The sequence below is a fragment of the Methylosinus sp. KRF6 genome, assembly GCF_018887255.1.
GTDB lineage: Bacteria > Pseudomonadota > Alphaproteobacteria > Rhizobiales > Beijerinckiaceae > Methylosinus > Methylosinus sporium.
Genome location: NZ_JAHLJF010000001.1, coordinates 3,400,264 through 3,420,471 on the forward strand (window position 1 = coordinate 3,400,264; position 20,208 = coordinate 3,420,471).

At 65.3% G+C, this 20,208-nt stretch carries 18 protein-coding genes and 1 pseudogene; 6 read left to right on the forward strand and 13 right to left on the reverse strand.

All coding sequences use genetic code 11. From position 1 onward, the window contains the following. Nucleotides 1-6: 6 nt before the first annotated feature. Complete coding sequence (locus tag KP010_RS16035) at nt 7-729, reverse strand: AAA family ATPase (RefSeq protein ID WP_216281184.1); 723 nt, start codon at nt 727-729, stop codon at nt 7-9. After that, nucleotides 726-2,510: a transposase family protein gene (locus KP010_RS16040; protein ID WP_216281186.1), complete on the reverse strand. Its 1,785-nt coding sequence runs from the start codon at nt 2,508-2,510 to the stop codon at nt 726-728. Before KP010_RS16040 ends, KP010_RS16035 begins: the two co-directional genes overlap by 4 nt. 478 nt (nt 2,511-2,988) lie before the next feature. Between KP010_RS16040 and KP010_RS16045 the strand changes: the two genes are divergently transcribed. The 3 genes from KP010_RS16045 to KP010_RS16055 all read left to right on the forward strand — a co-directional run bounded on the left by KP010_RS16045 (nt 2,989) and on the right by KP010_RS16055 (nt 6,672). Beyond that, nucleotides 2,989-3,537, forward strand: a complete 549-nt coding sequence (locus KP010_RS16045) for a helix-turn-helix domain-containing protein (protein ID WP_216281188.1) — start codon at nt 2,989-2,991, stop codon at nt 3,535-3,537. Between the two features lie 324 nt (nt 3,538-3,861). Continuing rightward, a complete protein-coding gene (lexA, locus tag KP010_RS16050; protein ID WP_024878951.1) occupies nt 3,862-4,566 on the forward strand; it encodes a transcriptional repressor LexA in 705 nt (234 codons plus the stop codon). A 198-nt stretch (nt 4,567-4,764) separates the two neighbouring features. Continuing rightward, the gene (locus tag KP010_RS16055) at nt 4,765-6,672 is read left to right on the forward strand and encodes an AsmA family protein (RefSeq protein ID WP_142861433.1); all 1,908 of its coding nucleotides are present in this window, start codon (nt 4,765-4,767) and stop codon (nt 6,670-6,672) included. Between the two features lie 109 nt (nt 6,673-6,781). On the opposite strand, the gene KP010_RS16060 is transcribed toward KP010_RS16055, so the two are convergent. The 7 genes from KP010_RS16060 to xth all read right to left on the reverse strand — a co-directional run bounded on the left by KP010_RS16060 (nt 6,782) and on the right by xth (nt 12,408). Then, nucleotides 6,782-7,288, reverse strand: coding sequence for a hypothetical protein (locus KP010_RS16060; RefSeq protein WP_185966373.1), 507 nt, complete (start codon nt 7,286-7,288; stop codon nt 6,782-6,784). 40 nt (nt 7,289-7,328) lie between these two features. Then, a complete protein-coding gene (locus KP010_RS16065; RefSeq protein ID WP_142861431.1) occupies nt 7,329-8,123 on the reverse strand; it encodes an ABC transporter permease subunit in 795 nt (264 codons plus the stop codon). Continuing rightward, nucleotides 8,120-9,037, reverse strand: a complete 918-nt coding sequence (locus KP010_RS16070) for an ABC transporter permease subunit (RefSeq protein WP_142861430.1) — start codon at nt 9,035-9,037, stop codon at nt 8,120-8,122. The genes KP010_RS16065 and KP010_RS16070 overlap by 4 nt, the downstream gene beginning before the upstream one ends. Next, nucleotides 9,034-10,092 carry an ABC transporter ATP-binding protein gene (locus KP010_RS16075; RefSeq protein ID WP_142861429.1) on the reverse strand — a complete coding sequence of 353 codons (1,059 nt, stop codon included), beginning with the start codon at nt 10,090-10,092 and terminating at the stop codon, nt 9,034-9,036. The genes KP010_RS16070 and KP010_RS16075 overlap by 4 nt, the downstream gene beginning before the upstream one ends. A 54-nt stretch (nt 10,093-10,146) precedes the next feature. Continuing rightward, entirely contained in the window at nt 10,147-10,857 is a 711-nt protein-coding gene (locus KP010_RS16080) for a bifunctional 2-polyprenyl-6-hydroxyphenol methylase/3-demethylubiquinol 3-O-methyltransferase UbiG (protein WP_142861428.1), read from the reverse strand. After that, nucleotides 10,839-11,306, reverse strand: a complete 468-nt coding sequence (locus tag KP010_RS16085; protein WP_142861427.1) for a DNA polymerase III subunit chi — start codon at nt 11,304-11,306, stop codon at nt 10,839-10,841. The genes KP010_RS16080 and KP010_RS16085 overlap by 19 nt, the downstream gene beginning before the upstream one ends. Nucleotides 11,307-11,628: 322 nt before the next feature. Further along, entirely contained in the window at nt 11,629-12,408 is a 780-nt protein-coding gene (gene xth / locus KP010_RS16090) for an exodeoxyribonuclease III (RefSeq protein ID WP_142861426.1), read from the reverse strand. Nucleotides 12,409-12,530: 122 nt separating this feature from the next. On the opposite strand from xth, the gene KP010_RS16095 reads away from it, so the two are divergent. Continuing rightward, nucleotides 12,531-13,148, forward strand: a complete 618-nt coding sequence (locus KP010_RS16095) for an HAD family phosphatase (RefSeq protein WP_142861425.1) — start codon at nt 12,531-12,533, stop codon at nt 13,146-13,148. A 9-nt stretch (nt 13,149-13,157) separates the two neighbouring features. On the opposite strand, the gene pyrF is transcribed toward KP010_RS16095, so the two are convergent. From pyrF to dnaK, 4 genes and pseudogenes are all read right to left on the reverse strand, one after another. Then, nucleotides 13,158-13,874, reverse strand: coding sequence for an orotidine-5'-phosphate decarboxylase (gene pyrF, locus KP010_RS16100; RefSeq protein ID WP_142861424.1), 717 nt, complete (start codon nt 13,872-13,874; stop codon nt 13,158-13,160). Nucleotide 13,875: 1 nt separating this feature from the next. Then, complete coding sequence (locus KP010_RS16105; protein ID WP_142861423.1) at nt 13,876-14,481, reverse strand: class I SAM-dependent methyltransferase; 606 nt, start codon at nt 14,479-14,481, stop codon at nt 13,876-13,878. A gap of 76 nt (nt 14,482-14,557) precedes the next feature. Continuing rightward, nucleotides 14,558-15,679, reverse strand: coding sequence for a molecular chaperone DnaJ (dnaJ, locus tag KP010_RS16110; protein ID WP_142861422.1), 1,122 nt, complete (start codon nt 15,677-15,679; stop codon nt 14,558-14,560). Nucleotides 15,680-16,082: 403 nt separating this feature from the next. Then, nucleotides 16,083-17,984, reverse strand: a pseudogene (gene dnaK / locus KP010_RS16115) (molecular chaperone DnaK). A 372-nt stretch (nt 17,985-18,356) separates the two neighbouring features. On the opposite strand from dnaK, the gene KP010_RS16120 reads away from it, so the two are divergent. Both KP010_RS16120 and KP010_RS16125 read left to right on the forward strand, forming a co-directional pair. After that, nucleotides 18,357-18,947 (forward strand): phosphatase PAP2 family protein, encoded by a 591-nt coding sequence (locus KP010_RS16120; protein ID WP_142861420.1) that lies wholly within the window; start codon nt 18,357-18,359, stop codon nt 18,945-18,947. Between the two features lie 162 nt (nt 18,948-19,109). Continuing rightward, nucleotides 19,110-20,201, forward strand: coding sequence for an efflux RND transporter periplasmic adaptor subunit (locus KP010_RS16125; RefSeq protein ID WP_142861419.1), 1,092 nt, complete (start codon nt 19,110-19,112; stop codon nt 20,199-20,201). The last annotated feature ends 7 nt before the right edge of the window (nt 20,202-20,208 follow it).

Consider the following 20,208-nt stretch of genomic DNA (forward strand, 5'->3'; position numbering starts at 1 on the left):
GGCCAATCACGCGGCCCGCGAAAGCAGCCTCAAAGCGTGCGTGCCCTTGATCCAGGAGACGGCGCGCTTGATTTCCTGAAGGCGCAGCGGCCCGTCTTCGGCATAGACGCGCGCGGCCTCGAGCACCTGGACAAGCTCGCGAATGGACGTGTTGTGGCCGAAGTCGACGCAGGCCGCGTGCGCGTCCTTGCCGAAGACGTCGAAATCGACTGCGATCGTCTGGAAATCCTCGGGCGTCGGAGCATTGAGAACGACGCGCTTCGCCACACGGCTCGAGACCTGATCGAAGGCCGCGCCGGTGGCGCGCTGGCGCTTCAACAGCTCTGCATTGCCGCAGATGAGGACGGGAACGCCGAAACGCGAGGGAAAGTCGACCACTTCCTTGAGCAGCGCGAGCGGAATATTCTGCGCTTCGTCGATCAGCAAAATGTCGTCGAATTGCGGATGCGCCAGCCAGCCCTCGATAATGTCCCACAGTCTCGCCGTGCTCTCGGCCTTCGTCGTGTAGCCGAGGCTATTCGCCAGCAAGGACGTGAACGCTCGCGGGGTTTGCCTTGCGCCGCCGACATAGATCGAAAACGACGGGTGCGACTTCGCGACGGCCTCGAGCGCCGTGGTCTTGCCGACTCCCGGCGCTCCGGTGACGGCCGCCGCCTGTTTCATCGTGCGAGCGTAGGAGGCCGCGTCTTCGATCGCGGCGACGATCGATGTTTTGCTGATGCGTCTCATGTGTTTTGTGCCTTCCGCGCTTCGAATTTTGCGAAAAACTCTGCGCCGAGCGCGAGCTGTTCTTCGGCCTCTCGCCGTCGCGCTGCATCTTCGCGCTCGCGCTTCGCCTTGGGGCTTTCCTTCACGCGCTTGATGATGTCCCGCGCTGTGTCGGATGTTGTGACGACGCCAGTGCTCGGCGCGACCGGCGGCGCCGGCAGCATCGCGGCGAGATGCTCCGCGTCCGCTATCGGGTCGATAGAATGCGTATCCTCGGCGAGGGTGTGTATTCCCTCGCGCGCGAGTTTTGTCAGGCGCCCGCTTTCTTTCGCTCCCTCGCGATCGTGAAAATCGAATGCCTGCTTTGGGGCCGCCCATCCGAGGAAGCGTTCTTTCTCGTCGTAGACGGGGAGATTGGCCCAATCGTCGTATTTCGGGACGCGAATGAGAACGTGGTCGCCGGGGTATGAGGAAATGGCGTCGCACGTCCATTGCCGTCCCGCATGGGATATGCCGGCACGGCCTACAGCGACGCGTTTCAAAACAGAAAAGGCGACGATGAACGCCTCTTCGTCGATTTCGACCCGCTCAAATCCGGTGTCGATTTGTTTCTGATAAGCCTCGAAGGGCGACAGCCCTTTCAAAATCCGTCCCTTTTGCGGCATGTGATGGTAAATGTGGACGTTGTTGGCGATGTGTCGGAAGAAGGCTCCTTCGTCCAGCGGCCACGAAACCGGCTTGCGTCCGCCGTTCGCTATTTTCGACGCCATGCGGTTGCCGCCGATTTGGCCGGGTGTGGCCCCGAGATAGTTTTGCTCGAAATTGGCGAAGAAACCTTCGAGGATCGCCTTGCCCTGCGGATTGTGCGGGATAGAGTGGACGATCACCTGCCGATCGTCGCCGCACCTCAATTTGAGCAGATCGGCGATAAAGTCGACATTGTAGAATTCCGACCCGTTGTCGATACAGATCGACTGGGGGACGCCCAAGCTCTTCATCGCGCGCAAGAGGCTGGCGCTCACGTGCGAATTTGTTATTCCCTTTCCCTTCGGGAGGATCACAACATCGATATGCACGCGTAGCGTCGCGGCGTCGATCCAAGTGATGAAAACCGCGTGGCGCTGATAATCGGCGGACTCTTTGAGGATCACGTCGCACTTGTGGCAATCGCCGAACCATTGCTCATTCGCGACAAGGGCGTCATATGAACGCCAAACGCGCTCTCTCTTGTCCTCGAACGTTTTTCGATCCGTGTTTTTGACATGGATCGACCGATAGAGCCGCTCGCTGCCGACGAAGTGATGAGGAACTCGGCAGAGACCGGGCGGCGGCTCGAAGCCGGCTTCGCGCGTCATTTTTTCCAGCGCGAATGAGGCCCTGAAAAGAATGGCGCCTCTCTTGTAGCCATGCGCCCAATAGGAGCGGATGTCTTTTTTGAGCTTTTCCGCGATCTCGCGCTTTTTGGCGTCATCGAAAGGGACTTGCTGGTCCCATTCTTTGGAAAGGATGACGCTCTTCACGCCCGCGTCGCGCCGCTTCCGCCGCACGAGCGCGGCGGCGCCCTTCGCCTCGTATTCCGCGAGATAGCGGCGAAGCGTGTTGACGGAATAGCATCGGAAAGCATTCTTGCCCTTTATGTCGATCAGCGGGCGCTTGCTCAGTTCCTCGAGGCCCTTCGCCCGCGCGACCGAGCCCTTGCGGAGTGTGAGGAGCTTGTCGAACTCGGGTCCGAAAACGCCAATGATCGCGGCTATGTCGGTCTTGAAAGAGCGGGGCTCGGCGGGCTGTGAAGAGGCTTTCAAACGCTCTTGAAGGCCGAGCGGAAGGCTGTCGGCGCGGACTTGGAAATTTGTTCCCTTTCGCCCGCCTCGTCCGGGGATTTCGCGGACCTCTAGCACCTTCCCAAGATACGGCTTGCCAGCTTTGGCCCGTCCGAGCGCCTTGCGAGCCGCGCGGGGTGTGATCCCGCAAAGGTCCGCGAACCCGTTCGAGTCGAGCCAATCGGCGCTCATATCAAGCTGCCTTCAAGGAAACTGCTTCGAGAATGCGTGTGCGCAGTGACCTTGCGGCCGGCCCGTCCCTTCCCCCGGTGAGCGCGGCCGTCGCCCATTGGCGTGATATCCGATTTTCACGGCACCATTTCGCAAATGAACCGCCCTGTTCTACAAAGGCGGCTCGAACGCGAATGAGGAGTTCGGGAGACGGAACCATGGATTGCATCCGACTTCGTATTTGAGGTCAAAATGCAATCTGATTGCGTTTCGCTATCGTGTCAAGGCCATGCTGAAGAACTCCACCGCCACCTTTTTGGAAAAAGTCAAATTGGCGCTCGGCACCGACCGGGATGCAGATTTGGCCGCTCGCCTTGGTGTTGGAAAAAGCACTATCGCGAGTTGGCGACTTCGTGAAGAAATACCAAAGAAAAAGCTTAAGGTAATAGAGGAGCTTAGCGGTATAAGGTTCGATAGCGTCCGCACAGACACTATCGAGGGCAACAGCGTTGTGCTTTCTGTGACGAGGATTGCATATCTCCATGCCGTTGGAGTCGCTTTTAACTCATCCTCTCCGCACTCCATAAATGCAATTGTTTCGTATTTGATCGCAAATGAGCAAGAGCTTCTTGAAAAAATAGTAAGCCGTGTGCAATCTGAGGCAAAGCACCAGCTGACCGAAGATGATCTAATCTCGTTGGTCCAGCGGGCCTACGACGGCAAGTTCATGAGCGCGGGCGAGCTTACGGGGGTCATTCGTGTCGAACAAGGTTCCTCAATTGGTTCCTCAAGCGATGGCCCGCCAGACGAGCGGTTCCTCAATCCGAACGGTAAATAGCGCCTTATTTCAAACCTTTACGGCCCGCAGCATTCCCGAATGATGGTTCCTCAATCGGTTCCTCAATCTGCCTCATCTATATATCTGAATTTACTAGCTTTGCTGACATGGATTTCCAAATATCGATGTCCGGCGCGCTCAAATAGCGATGGCCGCTCCAATCCTTATAGCGCCTCCCGTGAGAAGTGGCGAGTACGGGACGAGCGCAATGTCCACTTGCGGAACGCAGGGCGAACGCATAATGTCGTGTTCATGATTTGTTTATGAAGCCGCGCCAACATAAGTGGAAGCGCGCCGCAGGCGGGGCGGCGCCGGGGGGCTCCTATGCTGACCAAGAAACAGAGCGATTTGCTGCGCTTCATCCATGAGCGGCTGAAGGAGACGGGCGTGCCGCCCTCCTTCGACGAGATGAAGGACGCGCTCGATCTGCGCTCCAAATCCGGCATTCACCGGCTCATTCTCGCGCTCGAGGAGCGCGGCTTCATCCGCCGCCTGCCCAATCGCGCCCGCGCGCTCGAGGTGCTGCGCCTCCCTGAATCGGCGACGCCCCGCGTCGCCGCGCGCGGCGGCAAATTCTCGCCCTCGGTCATAGAGGGCGCGCTCGGCCGCGTGCGGCCCGTCCCGGCCGGCGAGCCCGAGTCCGATCAGCAGGTGGCGATCCCGGTCATGGGCCGCATCGCCGCGGGCACGCCCATCTCCGCGCTGCAGAATCGCAGCCACACCATCAGCCTGCCGCCGGATATGCTCGGTGGCGGCGAGCATTTCGCGCTCGAGGTGCGTGGCGATTCGATGATCGAGGCCGGCATTCTCGACGGCGACGTCGTCGTGGTGCGCAAGCAGGACAGCGCCGACACCGGCGATATCGTCGTCGCCCTCATCGACGACGAGGAGGCGACATTGAAGCGCCTGCGCAAGCGCGGCGCGTCAATAGCGCTAGAGGCCGCCAATCCGGCTTATGAGACGCGCATTTTCGGGCCCGATCGCGTCCGCATCCAGGGTCGTCTGGTCAGCCTTCTGCGCAAATACTGAAGGGCGCGCGCCGCCACGATCTCGCCGCCCTTTGCCGCCATGGTCCGGCCTCGCGCGCTATTGGCGCGCGGGCCTGTCGGCGCGGCCGCCCTTTCGAAAGAAGCGCGCTCCGTCGCGCGCGACCGTGCGGCCCGGCCCGCCTCTTTCTGCCCCGCCTCTTTCTGCATGGACGATGGAATGTCGCACTCGACCGGCCCAATGCGCGAAATCGAAGGATCGAAACCCTCGAGCCTCGGCCGCCGCCTGCCTTTCGCGCGCCTTTCCCGGCGCTGGCTGATCGTGATGGGCGCCGTCGTGACGGTGGCGCTCGGCGCGGCCCTCGCGCCCTGGACCTTCTCCACCAGCGCTCTGCTCGAGGAGATTTCCGGCCAGCTCAATTCCTCCGCTGGTCTCTTCATCGCCGCCAAGGGGCGCTCGACCTTCTCGGTCCTCCCCCGTCCGCACATCACCATAGACGGCATCGCCTTCGCGGACCCGACCGCGGCGCTCACCATCGAGGCGGAGCGATTGCACGGCAATGTGCTGCTGCTGCCGCTGCTCGCCGGCCGTCTCGAGATCGCCGACATAGAGCTCGTTCGCCCCGCCATCGAGATCGATCTCGACCGCAAGCCGATGAGCGCGGCAGGCGCCGCCGTGCGCGCGGCGGCGGCGCGGCCCTCGACTGCCGCGGCGGAAAAGGCCGATCGCGCCCGGCTCGGCGGCGTCGCCATCGTTTCCGGCGCGGCCCATGTCAAATATGCCGGCGGCGAAGAGACACTGCGCGACATAGAGGCCAGTCTCGACTGGCGCACGGTCGGCTCGCCCGCGACGCTCGACCTCGCCTTCTCCTGGCGCGGCGAGCGACCGCGCGGCACGCTGTGGGTGCTCAAGCCCGGCGCCCTTCTGCGTGGCGAGCAAACGGCGGTCACCGTGCGGCTCGATTCCGACAGCTTGCGGGCGGAGGCGGAGGGCTTCGGCCAGCTCGGCCCCAAGCCCCGCTTTATGGGGCGGCTCACCGCCTCCTCGCCCTCGCTGCGCCATGCGCTCGCCCTCGCCAATGTGAGCGCGCCGCTGCCCGGGCCTTTCGAGAATGTCCAGCTTTCCGCCAAAGCCAGCGTCGGCCTGCGCGATTTCCAGCTCACCGATCTGAAGCTCTCGGCCGACGACAATGAGTTCGAGGGCTCCTTCGGGCTGCGCCACGAGGGCGACAAGCCGATCGTCCATGCGACGCTCGCCAGCAATTACGTGTCGCTGAAGCCGATGGTCGCCGATCTGCCGCCGCTCTCCGGCGCCGACGGCCAGTGGAGCCGCGACGCTTTCGTTTTGCCGGATATTCAGAACGCCGATGTCGATCTGCGCCTTTCGGCGACGCGCGCCCGCGTTCTGCGGCTCAATCTCGAGGACGCCGCTCTGTCGCTGCTGCTGCGCGGCGGCCGGCTCGAGCTCGCTCTCGCCGAGGCGGCGGCTTATAAGGGAACCGTGAAGGGCCGCGCCATTTTCGCCGCCAATGCGGCGGGCGCGCTGGAATTCCACGCCAATGCGCAGCTGACCGGCGTCGACGCCGGCGCGCTCGCCTGGGACGCCGCCGCGCGGCCCGATCTCGGCGGCGCGCTGGACGCCAATTTCACGCTCGACGCCACTGGCGACAGCGTCGCGCAGCTCATGCGCGATCTCGACGGCCGCGCCACCCTCACGCTGAGCGAGGGCGAGGTCGACGGCATAGACCTGGAGCGCGCGCTGCGCCGCATCGACAAGCGGCCCTTGTCGAGCGCGATGGACATTCGCTCCGGTCACTCGCTGGTGGATCGCGCCAGCGCGACCATCAAAATCGTCAAGGGAACCGCGAATATAGAGGATGGCCAAGCGCATGGGCCGGGCTTCGCGCTGGCCTTCGCCGGCCAGGCGCGCATCCCGGAGCGCAGCCTCGCGATGAAGGCGCAGGCCAATGAGGCCGACGCCGCCGGCAAGCCGCGCGAGAAGGGCGTGCAGATCGGCTTCGATCTCTCCGGCGCTTGGGACGATCCCGTCTTCGCGCCGGACGCCGCCGCGCTGATCAAGCGCTCGGGCGCCGCCGCGCCGCTGCTGCCGCGCGTGGAGCCGGAGGGTGGGGCGGCGAAGGAGCGGTGAGGGTCGTCTCGAGCCACTCGTCGACGGTGACGGCAACCGAGCGCTTCTGCTATAAAACGCGGCGTCCATCCTCGGTTTCGAAGTGGCGCACATGACTGACGAATATTTCTCAAATCGCCTGCTCGACGGCGAGCGTGTTCTCTGGTCGGGCCAGCCGGCTCGCGGTCTGTCGCTGCGTAATCGCGACGTTTTTCAAATCCCCTTCAGCCTGCTCTGGTGTGGATTCGCAGTGTTTTGGACGATTTCCGCCAGCCAGATGAACGCGCCCTGGTTCTTCATTGCCGTGGGCGGCTTCTTTGTTTGCATGGGGCTCTATTTCGTCGTCGGTAGATTCCTGTTCGACTCTTGGCTCAGGAGCGATATGCGCTATGCCGTCACGAACTTGCGCATTTTGATCATGCGACCGGAGCCTTTCGGACGATTCACGGCGCTCGCGCTCGACCGGCTGCCGGCGGTCGATTTGAATGAGCGCATCGACGGAAGCGGCTCCATCCGCTTCGGCGCCCCGGCACCCATATGGGGAAACCGAGGCTGGACGGATTTGACGCCCGCGCTCGATCCTACGCCGCAATTTCTGATGATCGACGATGCGCGGCGTGTGTTCGATCTCATTCAAGAAAACGCGAGGAAAAGCGCGACGGCGTGAAGATCGACCTTCACCCGGCCCCGCCTCCCTTGGCGCGCCCGCGCGTGATTAGCGCCGAAAGGCCGAGCGCGACGGCCACGAAGCCGAGCAGCAGCGTCGAAATGGCGTTGACCTCCGGCGAGACGCCGAGCCGCACTTGCGAGTAGATGCGCATCGGCAAGGTGGTGGCGCCGGGGCCGGTGGTGAAGCTCGCGATCACGAGATCGTCGAGCGAGATGATGAAGGCGAGGAGATAGGCGCTGACGACGGAGGGCGCGATCAGAGGCAGAGTGACGAGCGCGAAGGCGCGGACCGGCGTCGCGCCGAGATCCATCGCCGCCTCCTCGAGCGTGCGGTCGCAGCCTTTCAGCGCGGCGTGGATCATCACAGTGGCGAAGCACATTGTAAAAGATGCGTGCGCCAGCACGAGGGTGAGAAAGCCGCGCTCGACGCCGAAAGCGACGAAGACCAGCAGCAGGCCGAGGCCGAGCACCACTTCCGGCATCACCAGCGGCGCATAGATGGAGCCCGCGAAGAGCGTGCGCGAGCGGAAGCCGCCGAAACGCGCCAGCGCCAGCGCCGCCAGCAATCCGTTGAGCGTCGCGATGAGCGCGGAGAGCGCAGCGGCGGAGAGGCTGATCTGCGCGGCGCGCAACATTTGCTCGTCATAGAGGAGGGCGGCGTACCATTTGGTGGAGAAGCCGCCCCACACTGTCACAAGCCGCGAGGCGTTGAAGCTCATCGTCGCCAATATGACGATCGGCCCATAGAGAAAGCCGAAGCCGAACAAAAGCGCGGCGAGGCGCAGAAGACGCGCGCCGCTCATCCCGCGCCCTCGCGCAATTGCGCGCGCTCATAGAGAAGAATGGGGACGAGCAGCAGCGCCAGCAGCGCCACCGCCGTGGCGGAGGCCGCCGGCCAATCGCGATTGGCGAAGAAATCATTCCAGAGCGTGCGGCCGATCATCAGCGTGTCGGAGCCGCCGAGCAGATCGGGAATGACGAACTCGCCGACCGAGGGAATGAAGACGAGCAGCGCGCCGGCGATGATTCCGCGGCGCGACAGCGGCAGAGTGACATGCAGAAAGACTTGGAGAGGCGTCGCGCGGAGATCGGCGGCGGCCTCGCGTAGCGACGCGTCCTGCCTCTCGATCGCCGCATAGAGCGGCAGCAGCATGAAGGGCAGATAGGAATAGACGATGCCGACGACCACCGCGCCGCTGGTCGCGAACATCGGGACCGGCGCGTCGATGAGGCCGAGCGCCATCAATGCGTGATTGATGATCCCTTCGTCCTTCAGCAGCGTGATCCAGGCGTAGACGCGGATCAGAAAGCTCGTCCAAAAGGGCGCGACGGCGAAGCCGATGAGCACGGGGCGCAAGCGGCGCGGCGCGCGCGCTATGGCGAGCGCGAAAGGATAGGCGATGAGAAGGCAGACCAGCGTCGCGACGCCGGCGATGGTCAGCGAGGAGAGATAGGAATCGAGATAGAGCGAATCCTCGGCGAGGCCGCGATAGGCGTCGAGGCCGAGCTGCGAGAGCTTCTCGAAAAAGCCGGCGAGGCCGGCGCCGTCGAAGACAGGCTCATAGGGCGGGCGCGCCTGCGCCGGACGCGACAGCGAGATTTTGACGATCAGCGCGAAGGGCGCGAGGAAGAATAGCGCGATCCAGGCATAGGGCGCGGCGATGACCAGCATCTCGCCGCGCGTGAGCCTGCGTCTTTTGCCGCCCTCCTGCATCATTCGCTCGCGAAAATGCGCCCGGCCTCGGGCGCGATGGAGATGCGCGCCGCATCGCCGACGCAAAAAGGCGCGCCGCTGTTCGCGCCGCGCGAGACGCGCAAGGTCCCCCCGCCGGAAAGGCGCAGGCGGAAATGCGTCGTCTCGCCGCGAAAGGCGACGTCTTCCACCACGCCGTCCAAGCCTGCGTTTTCTTGCGTCGCCGGCGCGATGGCGATCCGCTCTGGCCGCACGGCGAGCACGGCTTTCGCGCCTTGCGAGAGACCGCCGCCTTCCGCCGGCAGACGGCCGAAGGGGCCGACGAAGGCGCCCTTCTCGATGTGGCCCTCGAGGAAATTCATCTGGCCGATGAAGCTGGCGACGAAGCGCGTCGCGGGGCGCTCATAGACCTCTGTCGGCGCGCCGATCTGCTCTATGCGACCGGCGCGCATCACAGCGATGCGATCGGCCATCACCAGCGCCTCGTCTTGATCGTGCGTGACGACGACGAAGCTCGTCTTCAGCCGGCGCTGGATTTCCTTGATCTGGAATTGCGTCTCCTCGCGCAATTGCCGATCGAGCGCGCCCAAGGGCTCGTCGAGCAGCAGCAGCCGCGGGCCGGGCGCGAGGGCTCTCGCGAGCGCCACGCGCTGGCGTTGGCCGCCGGAGAGAAGGTCCGGCCGGCGCTCCTCGACGCCCTCGAGCCGCACGATCTGCAGCAACTCGGCGACGCGGGCGGCGATCTCCGCTCTGCCCTTGCCCTGCCGGCGCAGGCCGAAGGCGATGTTCTCGAACACCGAGAGATGCGGAAACAGCGCGTAGGATTGGAACATGAGATTGACCGGCCGCCGATGCGGCGGCGCGCCGCTCATATCGGCGCCGCCGATCTCGATGCGGCCGGCGTCCAAGGTCTCGAAGCCGGCGACGAGGCGCATCAGCGTTGTCTTGCCGCAGCCAGAGGGGCCGAGCAGCGCGAAAAACTCGCCGGCGCCCACCTCGAGCGACACGTCCTCGAGCGCCGCGATCGCGCCGAAGCGCTTGGACGCGCCTTTGATCGAGAGTAGCGGCGCGTCGGTCATTTCGCTCCTGTTCTCGGATCGAAGGCGCGAGCCGAAAAGGCTCGCCGATTGCCGTCAGCCGTCCCGGCGGAAGGCCGCGCGCCAATGGCGGACCATGGCGTTCGTCGCGGAAATATCCTCGAGCGTCTCGCAACGCAAGCCGCCCACGGCGAGCGCTTCCATGCGGCTCGGCGGCAGCGGCCAGGGCGGGCCGCCGATCTCCTGGCCCTCGTCGCGGGCGCGGGCGATGACCAGCAGCAATCCGCCCGGCGCGACGAGGCCGGCGAGCGCCTCCGCCGCTCTATCCAGCAGCGTGTCGGGCAGGGCTTGCAGCGTGTAGCACTCATGGACGAGATCGAAGCCGCCGCGCCATTCCTCCGGCGCGGCGAAGAGATCGGCGGCGCGATAATCGACGTCGCTCTGCGGAAAGCGGCGCTTCGCCCAGGCGACGGCGTCCCCGACGAGGTCGAAGGCGGTCACATTCGCGCCGGCGGCGGCGAGCGCCTCGGCGTTGTCGCCGAGCCCGCAGCCGACATCGAGCGCGCGCAGACCGTCGAGGCGTCGGGTCGCGAGCCAGTCGGCGAGCAGCGGATGCGGCGCGAGATGCGCCCATGGCACGCCGGCGGCGTCGCCCTCGGCGAGGCGATAGACGGCCTCGAACCAATCCTTGCGCTGCGGATCGGCCTCGACGCCGCCGGGCCTCTTATGTGGGTCGATCTCGTCGAGACGGGCGCGCGCGGCGGCGCGGCGCGCGAAAAACTCTTCGGTCACGCCTGCTTCTCCCATTTGCCTTCCTCGCTCTGGCGCCAGTAGGAGAGCGTGTGGCCTTCCGTCTTCAGCTGCCGCCATTGCGCGCGCGCGGCCTGCACCGCCGCTTCGTCATTGCCGTCGAACATGAGTATTGCGCGCGCTTCCGGCGCGCTCGCAGAGTCGGCGAGCACGGGGGAGAGCTCCGCATTTTCGACGAAGAAGCGGACATGGGCGCGATTGGGATTGTCCGCGCCGATGGTGAGGAAGATCGGCTGCGTCTCGGGATCATCGTCCTTGGCCGAGCCATGCGGCAGAAAACTCTCCCCCGCATAGGACCAGAGCAGATCGTCGAGCGCCTCCAGCCGCCGCGCGCTGGTCGCCTGCACCACGACCCGCCAGTCGCGCGCCAGCGACAGCTCGAGCAGCTTGGGCAGAGCGCTCTCCAGCGGGAGGCGCTGGAGATGGTAGAACCAGACATCGGTCATGGCGTGAGCTTCCATGCTTCGCGCGTCGAGGGGCTATGGGATTTCACACGTCGCGAAACACAATGGCCGTCATGGCCGGGCTCGTCCCGGCCATCCACGCCAAGCAGCTGCGAAACCCAAGGAAAGCGCCCGCGATCCACGGATTCATTCCACGGCCGGCGTCGTCGGAGGGGCAACGTTCCGCTGAGCATTTTAGACGCCTCGGCCTCCTGGCGTGGGTGGCCGGGACAAGCCCGGCCATGACGCCGCGGGTGCGAGCAGGATGGCGCATTCGACGGCGCTCGAGGGGGAAGCTCCGCGGCTGGGGTCCTCGTGCCGCCGCTCATCGTTCCAGCTCGCATCTTATCGGCACATGGTCGGAGGGCTTCGCGCCGGCGCGCAGCTCCTTGTCGATTGTCACGCTCTGCAAGCGGTCAGCGGCCTGCGGCGAGAGCAGAAGATGGTCGATGCGAATGCCATTGTTCTTCTGCCAGGCGCCGGCCTGATAGTCCCAGAATGTGTAGAGGCCGGTGGCGTCGGTGGAGGCGCGCAGCGCCTCCGTATAGCCGAGGTTCAGCAGCTCCTGGAATTTGGCGCGCGTCTGCGGCAGGAACAGCGCGTCGCCGGCCCAGGCTTTGGGGTCATGGACGTCGCCGGCCGCGGGAATGACATTATAGTCGCCGGCCAGAACCACGGGCTCCTCCAGCGCCAGAAGGCTCGCCGCATGGGCGATGAGGCAGTCCATGAAGGCGAGCTTATAGGTGTATTTTTCCGTGTCCGGCGGATTGCCATTGGGCAGATAGATGCTGGCGACGCGCAGCGCGCCATGATCGGTGGAGACGACGGCTTCTATGTAGCGGGCCTGCGGATCATGCTCGAATTTCGGCAGGCCGCGCACAACCTCTATCGGCGTCTTGGACAGAATGGCGACGCCGTTGAAGGTCTTTTGCCCATGCGTCTCGACATTATAGCCGAGATCCTCGATCTCGGCGCGCGGGAAGGCTTTGTCCTCGCATTTGATCTCTTGCAGGCACAGCACGTCCGGCGCGACCTCGCGCAGATAGGCGGTGAGCGGCTCCAGCCGCTGGCGGACGGAATTGACGTTCCAAGTGGCGATGCGCAAGGCGGGCTCCCGGTCATGGACCGGACCTCGTCATAGCGCGCGCGCCGCCGGAATGAAACGTTCCGCTCCAATTGTCGTCACAGGCCGGCGCTATATGCTCGCCTCGAGCCTGGAGCCCCCGAATGTTCGTGAAATCCCACGTCACCACCGTCGTCTTCGATGTCGGCAATGTGCTGGTCGATTGGAATCCCCGCTACCTCTATCGCAAGCTTTTCGACGATTCGCAGGCGATGGAGCGATTCCTCGGCGAGGTCTGCACCTCGGATTGGAATCTGGAATTGGATCGCGGCCGCCCCTTCGCCGAGGCGGTGGCCGAGCGCATCGCGCTCTATCCCGATCTCGCCGATCTCATTCGCGCCTATGACGCGCGCTGGGACGAGATGATCGCCGGGCCGATCTCCGGCACGGTGGCGCTGCTGGAACGGCTCGCCGCGCGCGGGACGCCGCTCTATGCGCTCACCAATTTCTCGGATGAGAAATATGTGGAGACATTCCCGCGCTTCGATTTTTTCCAGCGCTTCGCGGGCGTCGTCGTCTCGGGGCGGGTGGGGCTGCTGAAGCCCGACGCCGCCATTTATCGGCTGCTGCTCGAGAGCTATGGGCTCGATCCGGCGGCCTGCATTTTCATCGATGATTCGGCGGCCAATGTGGAGGGCGCCCGCGCTGTCGGCATGCATGCGACGCGCTTCGAGAGCCCAGAGCAGGTCGAGCGGGATTTGCGGGAGCTGGCGCTGCTGTGAAGGGCGCGCTCACCCCCCCATAGCGGCGGAAATTTCCGCGACGATTCGTTCGGCGGCGGCGCGCGGGTCGGGCGCCTGCGTCACCGGTCGGCCGACGACGAGATGGTCCGCCCCGGCGGCGATGGCCTCGCCCGGCGTCATCACGCGCTTCTGATCGCCGAGAGCTGCGCCGGCGGGGCGCACGCCCGGCGTCACCAGCGCCATTCGCGGCCCGACCAGAGCGCGTATCGGCGCCACTTCCTGCGGCGACAGGATCAGCCCGTCGATTCCCGCATCCTTCGCCTGAATAGCGCGGCGTGACACCAGCTCGGCGACGCCGACGGAATAGCCGGCCTCGGCGAGATCGGAATCGTCATAGGAGGTCATCACCGTGACGGCGAGCAGCCGCAGGCCGCGGTCGCTCGCGCCCAGGCGGGCGGCGCGCATCGTCTGCGGAAAGCCGTGAATGGTGAGGAAATCCGCGCCGAGCCGGGCGATCTGCCGCGTCGCGCGCTCCACCGTCTGGCCGATGTCGTGCAGCTTCAGATCGACGAAGACTTTTTTGCCGCCGGCCTTCAGCTCCTCGACCAGCGGCAGGCCGCCGCCATAGGCGAGCTCCATGCCGATCTTGTAGAAGGAGACCGAATCGCCGAGCCGCGCGACGAGCGCGCGCGCCGTCTCCACGCTATCGACGTCCAGCGCGACGATGAGGCGATCTCGCGCCGGGATCGTCGCGCCGCTCGCCATCTCAGCCGGCCTTGCGGCCGTAGCGCCACACGCGCGCTGGCGGAATATTCGCCCAGACCTGCGAGCCCACGGCCGTGAAGGCGGAGCCGTTCGGATGGCGTTTCAGCGGCATGGGCGAGAACAGGCCATAGGTGAACTGGATGATGATGCCGCCCGGCGCCATCATCTCGAAGCCCTGGTCGAGCAGGCGCAGCCGGTCCGATTCGGGCTGGTTGAGCAGCGGCAGGCTCGAGACGATCGTGGAGATCGGCCCTTCGACCTTGCCGGCGAGCGTCTGCTTCAGCGAATAGGCGTCGCCCTGCACCACCTCGACGCCCGGAAAGCGCTGGCGCAGGAGATCGCAGAACGCGGTCTCATATTCGACCAGCAGCAGGCGCGAGGCGGGAACCCCATGCTCCAGCAGCGCCTGCGTGACCGGGCCGGTGCCCGGTCCGAGCTCGACGATCGGCCCCTCGCGGGAGAGATCGACATAGCTCGCCATGGCGCGGGCGAGCATAGGCCCCGAGGGCGAGACGGCCCCGACGCCGCGAGGATTTTCCATCCAGGACCGCAGAAAGCGCGCATTATCGGCGAGAGCGGATTTCAGTGGCTCGATATTCAGTGACACGCTGAGACAGCCCCTCGATCGTTCCAAACGCGCGCGACCATGTATGAGGTCGCACGCCCGGTCAATGGCGTCCGCCTCATTTGCCGAACAGCTCTTTCATCTTGGCGAAGAAGCCGGTGGCCTCGGGATGCGTCTGGTGGGACGATTCCTCCTCGAACTCGGTGAGCAGCTCGCGTTGGCGCTTGGTGAGATTTTGCGGCGTCTCGACGCTGATCTGCACATAGAGATCGCCCGATTCGCGCCCCCGCAGCAGCGGCATCCCCTTGGCTTTCACCTTGATCTGCTTGCCTGTTTGGGCGCCTTCGGGGATTTTGATCTCGGTCTCGCCGCCGTCGATCGTATGCACGGTGATCTTGCCGCCGAGCGCCGCGCGCACCATGGAGATCGGCACGCGGCAATAGAGATCGGCGCCGTCGCGCTGGAAGAAGGTATGCGGCTTCACCGACAGGAAAATATAGAGATCGCCGGATGGGCCGCCGCGCAGCCCGGCCTCGCCCTCGCCGGCGAGGCGGATGCGCGTGCCGTCCTCGACGCCGGGCGGCACATTGACGGAGAGCGTGCGCTCTATGGTGGCGCGGCCGGTTCCCGAGCAGACGCTGCAGGGATTGTCGATCACCTCGCCGCGGCCCTGGCAGGTGGGGCAGGTGCGCTCTATGGCGAAGAAGCCCTGCTGCGCCCGCACGCGGCCATGGCCGGCGCAGGTCGGGCAGGTCTTGGGCTTGGAGCCCTTTTTGGCGCCGGTCCCGTCGCAAGCCTCGCAGGAGACGGAGGTCGGCAGCTTCAAAGTCGCGGCCTTGCCGTGGAAGGCCTCCTCCAGCGTGATCTCCATATTGTAGCGCAGGTCCGAGCCGCGCTCGCGAGCGGAGCCGCGGCCACCGCCGCGCCGTCCCATCACCTCGCCGAAGAGATCGTCGAAAATATCGGCCATGGAGGCGGCGAAGCCGTCGCCGCCGCCGAAACCGCCGCCGCCTTGCTCGAAGGCGGCGTGGCCGAAACGGTCATAGGCGGCGCGCTTCTGCGTGTCGGAGAGGCATTGATAGGCCTCGTTGACCTCCTTGAAGCGCGCCTCGGCCTCCGAGTCGCCGGGATTGCGGTCGGGATGATATTGCATCGCGGCCTTGCGAAAGGCGATCTTGAGCTCGACGTCGGTCGAGGTCTTGGAAACGCCGAGAATCTCGTAGAAGTCGCGTTTGGACATGGGGTCGGTCGATAGGAGTTGAGGAAGGCGTCCTGCAGGCGGGAGGCGCCGAGGATCGCAGCCGATATAGGAACTCGGAAAATTTGTTACCACGGTTTGACGGACGCGCCAAAGTCGTGTTTCCGGACCCGCTGGGGTCTTTCGCGCCTCGGCGAAATTGCGCCTCCAACCTGTTCGTCAGCATCTGACTGTCAGCGCGAAAAGCGTGGCAGGCCGTGAGGCGACGTCGCCAAGCTCGCTCCCGCCTGTCTTTTTCCCGCTCGTAGGTGGCCGGGTCGGGCGCCGCGAATTTTGTGCGTCGCGAATGTTGGCGGAGGAATGCGCCCTCGCTGACGCGAAGGCGCCGCCGTCTCCCGAGGAGCGGGAGACGGCGGCGCCTTTTCTTCCGGCGAACCGGTCTACTTCACTTCTTCTTCTCGTCGCCGCCGACTTCCTTGAAATCCGCGTCGATGACATCGTCCTGCGCATGGGTTTCGCCCGCCGGGGCGGCGCCTTCGGACTGCTGGGCCTTGTACATCGCTTCGCCGAGCTTCATCGAAGCCTGGGTCAGCTCATTGGTCTTGGCCTTGATCGCCTCGGCGTCCTCGCCCTCGAGCGCGGTCTTCAGCGCCGCAATGGCGGCCTCGATCGCGCTCTTGTCGGCGGCGGAAACCTTGTCGCCGAACTCGGCCAGCGACTTCTCGGCCGAATGCACGGCGGCCTCGCCATGGTTCTTGGTGTCGACGAGCTCGCGACGCGCCTTGTCCTCGGTCGCGTGCGCCTCGGCGTCCTTGACCATCTTGTCGATGTCGGCGTCCGACAGGCCGCCAGAGGCCTGGATGCGGATCTGCTGCTCCTTATTGGTGGCCTTGTCCTTCGCCGTCACATTGACGATGCCATTGGCGTCGATGTCGAAGGTCACCTCGATCTGCGGCATTCCGCGCGGCGCCGGCGGAATGCCGACGAGATCGAACTGGCCGAGCAGCTTATTGTCCTGCGCCATTTCGCGCTCGCCCTGGAAGACGCGAATGGTGACGGCGGTCTGATTGTCTTCGGCCGTCGAGAACACCTGGCTCTTCTTGGTGGGGATCGTCGTGTTGCGGTCGATGAGACGCGTGAACACGCCGCCCAGCGTCTCGATGCCGAGCGACAGAGGCGTCACATCGAGCAGCAGAACGTCCTTCACATCGCCCTGCAGAACGCCGGCCTGCACCGCGGCGCCGATGGCGACGACCTCGTCCGGATTGACGCCCTTGTGCGGCTCCTTGCCGAAGAACTGCTTCACCACCTCCTGCACTTTCGGCATACGGGTCATGCCGCCGACGAGCACCACTTCGCCGATCTCGGCCGCCGAGAGGCCGGCGTCCTTCAGCGCCTTGCGGCAGGGCTCGATCGTGCGCTGGATGAGGTCGTCGACCAGCGCCTCGAATTTGGCGCGCGTCAGCTTCAGGGTCAGATGCTTCGGGCCGGAGGAGTCGGCAGTGATATAGGGCAGGTTGATCTCGGTCTGCGTCGCCGAGGAGAGCTCTATTTTCGCCTTTTCGGAAGCTTCCTTCAGGCGCTGCAGGGCGAGCTTGTCCTTGGTCAGGTCGATGCCCTGCTCCTTTTTGAACTCGCCCGCGAGATATTCGACGAGGCGGCTGTCGAAGTCCTCGCCGCCCAGGAAGGTGTCGCCATTGGTGGACTTCACCTCGAACACGCCGTCGCCGATCTCCAGGATGGAGACGTCGAAAGTGCCGCCGCCGAGGTCATAGACCGCGATCGTGCCGGAGCCCTTCTTGTCGAGGCCATAGGCGAGCGCCGCCGCCGTCGGCTAGTTGATGATGCGCATCACCTCGAGGCCGGCGATCTTGCCGGCGTCCTTGGTGGCCTGGCGCTGAGCGTCGTTGAAGTAAGCGGGAACGGTGATGACCGCTTGCGTCACGGTCTGGCCGAGATAGGCCTCGGCCGTCTCCTTCATCTTCTGCAGGATGAAGGCGGAAATCTGCGAGGGCGAATATTGCTTGCCGTCCGACTGCACCCAGGCGTCGCCATTGGGGGCCTTGACGATCTTATAGGGGACGAGGCCGATGTCCTTCTTGGTCATCGGGTCCTCGAAGGAACGGCCGATGAGGCGCTTGATCGCGAAGAAGGTGCGCTCCGGATTGGTCACCGCCTGGCGCTTGGCGGGCTGGCCGACGAGACGCTCTCCGTCCTCTGTGAAAGCGACGATGGACGGCGTGGTGCGCGCGCCTTCCGCGTTCTCGATGACCTTGGGGCTCGACCCTTCCATGACGGCCACGCAGGAATTGGTCGTGCCGAGGTCGATGCCGATGATTTTAGCCATATCGCCGTTCCTTTCGTTCATTCGAAATCGGGTCCCGAAGCGGCCCGTATGTCGCCGATCCCTCGGCGGCTCGCATTTTCAGCCCGCCGCGCATCGGCTGTTCACCGTCCCTTCAGATTGTAATCGGCCTGCATCGGCGCAAGTGCCCTCTGAATAGAGAGTGCGCTCTGCATATAGAGTGCGGCGGGCATATAGAATGAAGCCTCCGGCGCCGGCAAGCTCCGTCGCAGCCGCGGCTTCTCTCGCATTGCGAGCGGCTTTATCGCTCCCGTCCGCTTTCGCTTATTCTGCGGCGAGTGATTCGCGAAGCGAAGGTCGGCCGCGGCCGAGCTCGCGTCCATTTTCGAACTTTGGTTGCGAACGGACCGAGGCGTGCTTCTCCAATCGATCGAACCCATCGTCCCGATCGTCGTCGTCTTCGGAGACGCCGGCTTCGTCCTGCCGGCGAGCGTCGGCCTCGCCGCGGCGCTATGGGCCGCCGGCGATCGCCGCGCGGCCGTCGCGTTCCTCGCGGCCATCATGGTCTGCGGCGTCATGGCGACCTTCGCCAAAATCCTCTCCATGGCCTTTGGCCCGCCGGCGCTTCACAGCCCGAGCGGCCACGCCGCGCTGGCGGCGGCCTTCTTCCTGCCGCTCTCCGCAATTTTCATGCGCGTTCGCGAAAAATGGGCCGGAATTTTCGCCGCTCTCCTCTGCGTGGCCGTGGCGGCGCTCGTCGCCATCGGCCGGGTGGCGCAGGGCGCGCATACGGAACCGGAGGCTTTCGCCGGATTTTTCATAGGCTTGGCGTCTTTCGGCTTGTTCTTCGGCCTCGTCCCCGCGCGGATCTCGATCGGCGCTCCGGCTCTGATCGTCTTCTTTGCCGCGGCCGTCGCCATCCACGCTCATATAGGGCTCACGATAGAGGTGGAGGGGCCGCTCGAGCGCATAGCGACACGGCTCGTCCAGATGCTGGCGCTCTAGCGTCGCGTCGCCTCGCCTCGGCGGCGGCTCCGGCTGTTTCGCTTGCGCTTTCACGCGGGGCCGCCGAGGGGCGCGGGCGACGCCCGGCAATATTTGATTTCCGACACGAAGCGTGCGATTCGACGCGTAAGGACAGGCGTTTTTTGGCGGAGACTCGCCGCAATGAAGAATAGTCGATCGTTGTTGCGGTCTGCGTCGGCGTTATGCGTTCTCCTCTTCCTGTCGGCTTGCGACAATTCCGGCGGCCGCAAGGCCGACGGGCCGGCGCGGGTCGTGCTGGTCGCGCCGGTTCATTACGCGCCGCGCGCGCCGACGCGCCAATTCGTCGCCGCCATCCGTCCCCGCGTCGAGACCGACCAATCCTTCCGCGTCGCCGGCAAGGTGGTGCGCCGCCTCGTCGAGAATGGGCAGTCCGTAAAGGCCGGCGATCTTCTGGCCGTGCTGGACGAGGCCGATCTGCGATTGCAGAAGGAGCAGGCCGAGGCGGAGCTCTCCGCCGCGCGCATGGCGCTGGAGCAGGCCGCCGCCGACGAGCGCCGGGCGCAGACCTTGCGCAAGGACGGCTGGACCGCGCAGGCGGCGCTCGATCGCCAGAAAGCCCAGGCCGAGGAGGCGCGCGGCCGCCAGCAGCGCGCGCTGCGGGCCGTCGAGCTCGCCAAGAATGCGCTGGATTACGCCTCGCTGCGCGCCGATTCGGGCGGCGTAGTGACGGCGACCTTCATCGAGCCGGGGCAGGTGGTCGCGGCGGGGCAGGCGGCGGTGCGCGTCGCTCGCGCCGGCGCGCTCGAGGCCGTCGTCGCTCTGCCGGAGGCATTCGCCTCCGTCGCCGGAGCGGGGGAGGCGAGCCTCTTTCTCTGGTCCGATCCGGGCAAGATCTATCGCGCCAGCCTGCGCGAGCTCGGCGCCTCCGCCGACGCCGCCACCCGCACCTTCTCCGCGCGCTATTCGATCGTCGGCGCCGATGAGAAGGTCGGGCTCGGCATGAGCGCGACGCTGACGCTCGCCGGCAAGGATCAGGGCGTCGCCGCGGCGCTCCCGCTCGCCGCTCTGTTCGATCAGGGTTCCGGCCCCAGCGTCTGGAAGGTGGAGGAGGGCGGCAAGCTCACCCTCGCGCCCGTCTCCGTGCTGCGCTACGAGGCCAAGACGGCGCTCATCGCCGCCGGCGTAGCCGAGGGCGACCGCGTGGTCGTGCTCGGCGCCCATAAGCTCGATCCCGGCCAGCGTGTGCGTCCGGTCGACGCCGATAGTCTGTGAGGCGCCG

What these genes read in the sequence shown, in the direction of transcription:
- KP010_RS16035 (WP_216281184.1), bottom strand. Translation starts at nt 729, where the DNA reads ATGAGACGCATCAGCAAAACATCGATCGTCGCCGCGATCGAAGACGCG.
- KP010_RS16045 (WP_216281188.1), top strand. Translation starts at nt 2,989, where the DNA reads ATGCTGAAGAACTCCACCGCCACCTTTTTGGAAAAAGTCAAATTGGCG.
- lexA (WP_024878951.1), top strand. Translation starts at nt 3,862, where the DNA reads ATGCTGACCAAGAAACAGAGCGATTTGCTGCGCTTCATCCATGAGCGG.
- KP010_RS16055 (WP_142861433.1), top strand. Translation starts at nt 4,765, where the DNA reads ATGCGCGAAATCGAAGGATCGAAACCCTCGAGCCTCGGCCGCCGCCTG.
- KP010_RS16065 (WP_142861431.1), bottom strand. Translation starts at nt 8,123, where the DNA reads ATGAGCGGCGCGCGTCTTCTGCGCCTCGCCGCGCTTTTGTTCGGCTTC.
- KP010_RS16070 (WP_142861430.1), bottom strand. Translation starts at nt 9,037, where the DNA reads ATGATGCAGGAGGGCGGCAAAAGACGCAGGCTCACGCGCGGCGAGATG.
- KP010_RS16075 (WP_142861429.1), bottom strand. Translation starts at nt 10,092, where the DNA reads ATGACCGACGCGCCGCTACTCTCGATCAAAGGCGCGTCCAAGCGCTTC.
- KP010_RS16080 (WP_142861428.1), bottom strand. Translation starts at nt 10,857, where the DNA reads ATGGGAGAAGCAGGCGTGACCGAAGAGTTTTTCGCGCGCCGCGCCGCC.
- KP010_RS16085 (WP_142861427.1), bottom strand. Translation starts at nt 11,306, where the DNA reads ATGACCGATGTCTGGTTCTACCATCTCCAGCGCCTCCCGCTGGAGAGC.
- KP010_RS16095 (WP_142861425.1), top strand. Translation starts at nt 12,531, where the DNA reads ATGTTCGTGAAATCCCACGTCACCACCGTCGTCTTCGATGTCGGCAAT.
- pyrF (WP_142861424.1), bottom strand. Translation starts at nt 13,874, where the DNA reads ATGGCGAGCGGCGCGACGATCCCGGCGCGAGATCGCCTCATCGTCGCG.
- dnaJ (WP_142861422.1), bottom strand. Translation starts at nt 15,679, where the DNA reads ATGTCCAAACGCGACTTCTACGAGATTCTCGGCGTTTCCAAGACCTCG.
- KP010_RS16125 (WP_142861419.1), top strand. Translation starts at nt 19,110, where the DNA reads ATGAAGAATAGTCGATCGTTGTTGCGGTCTGCGTCGGCGTTATGCGTT.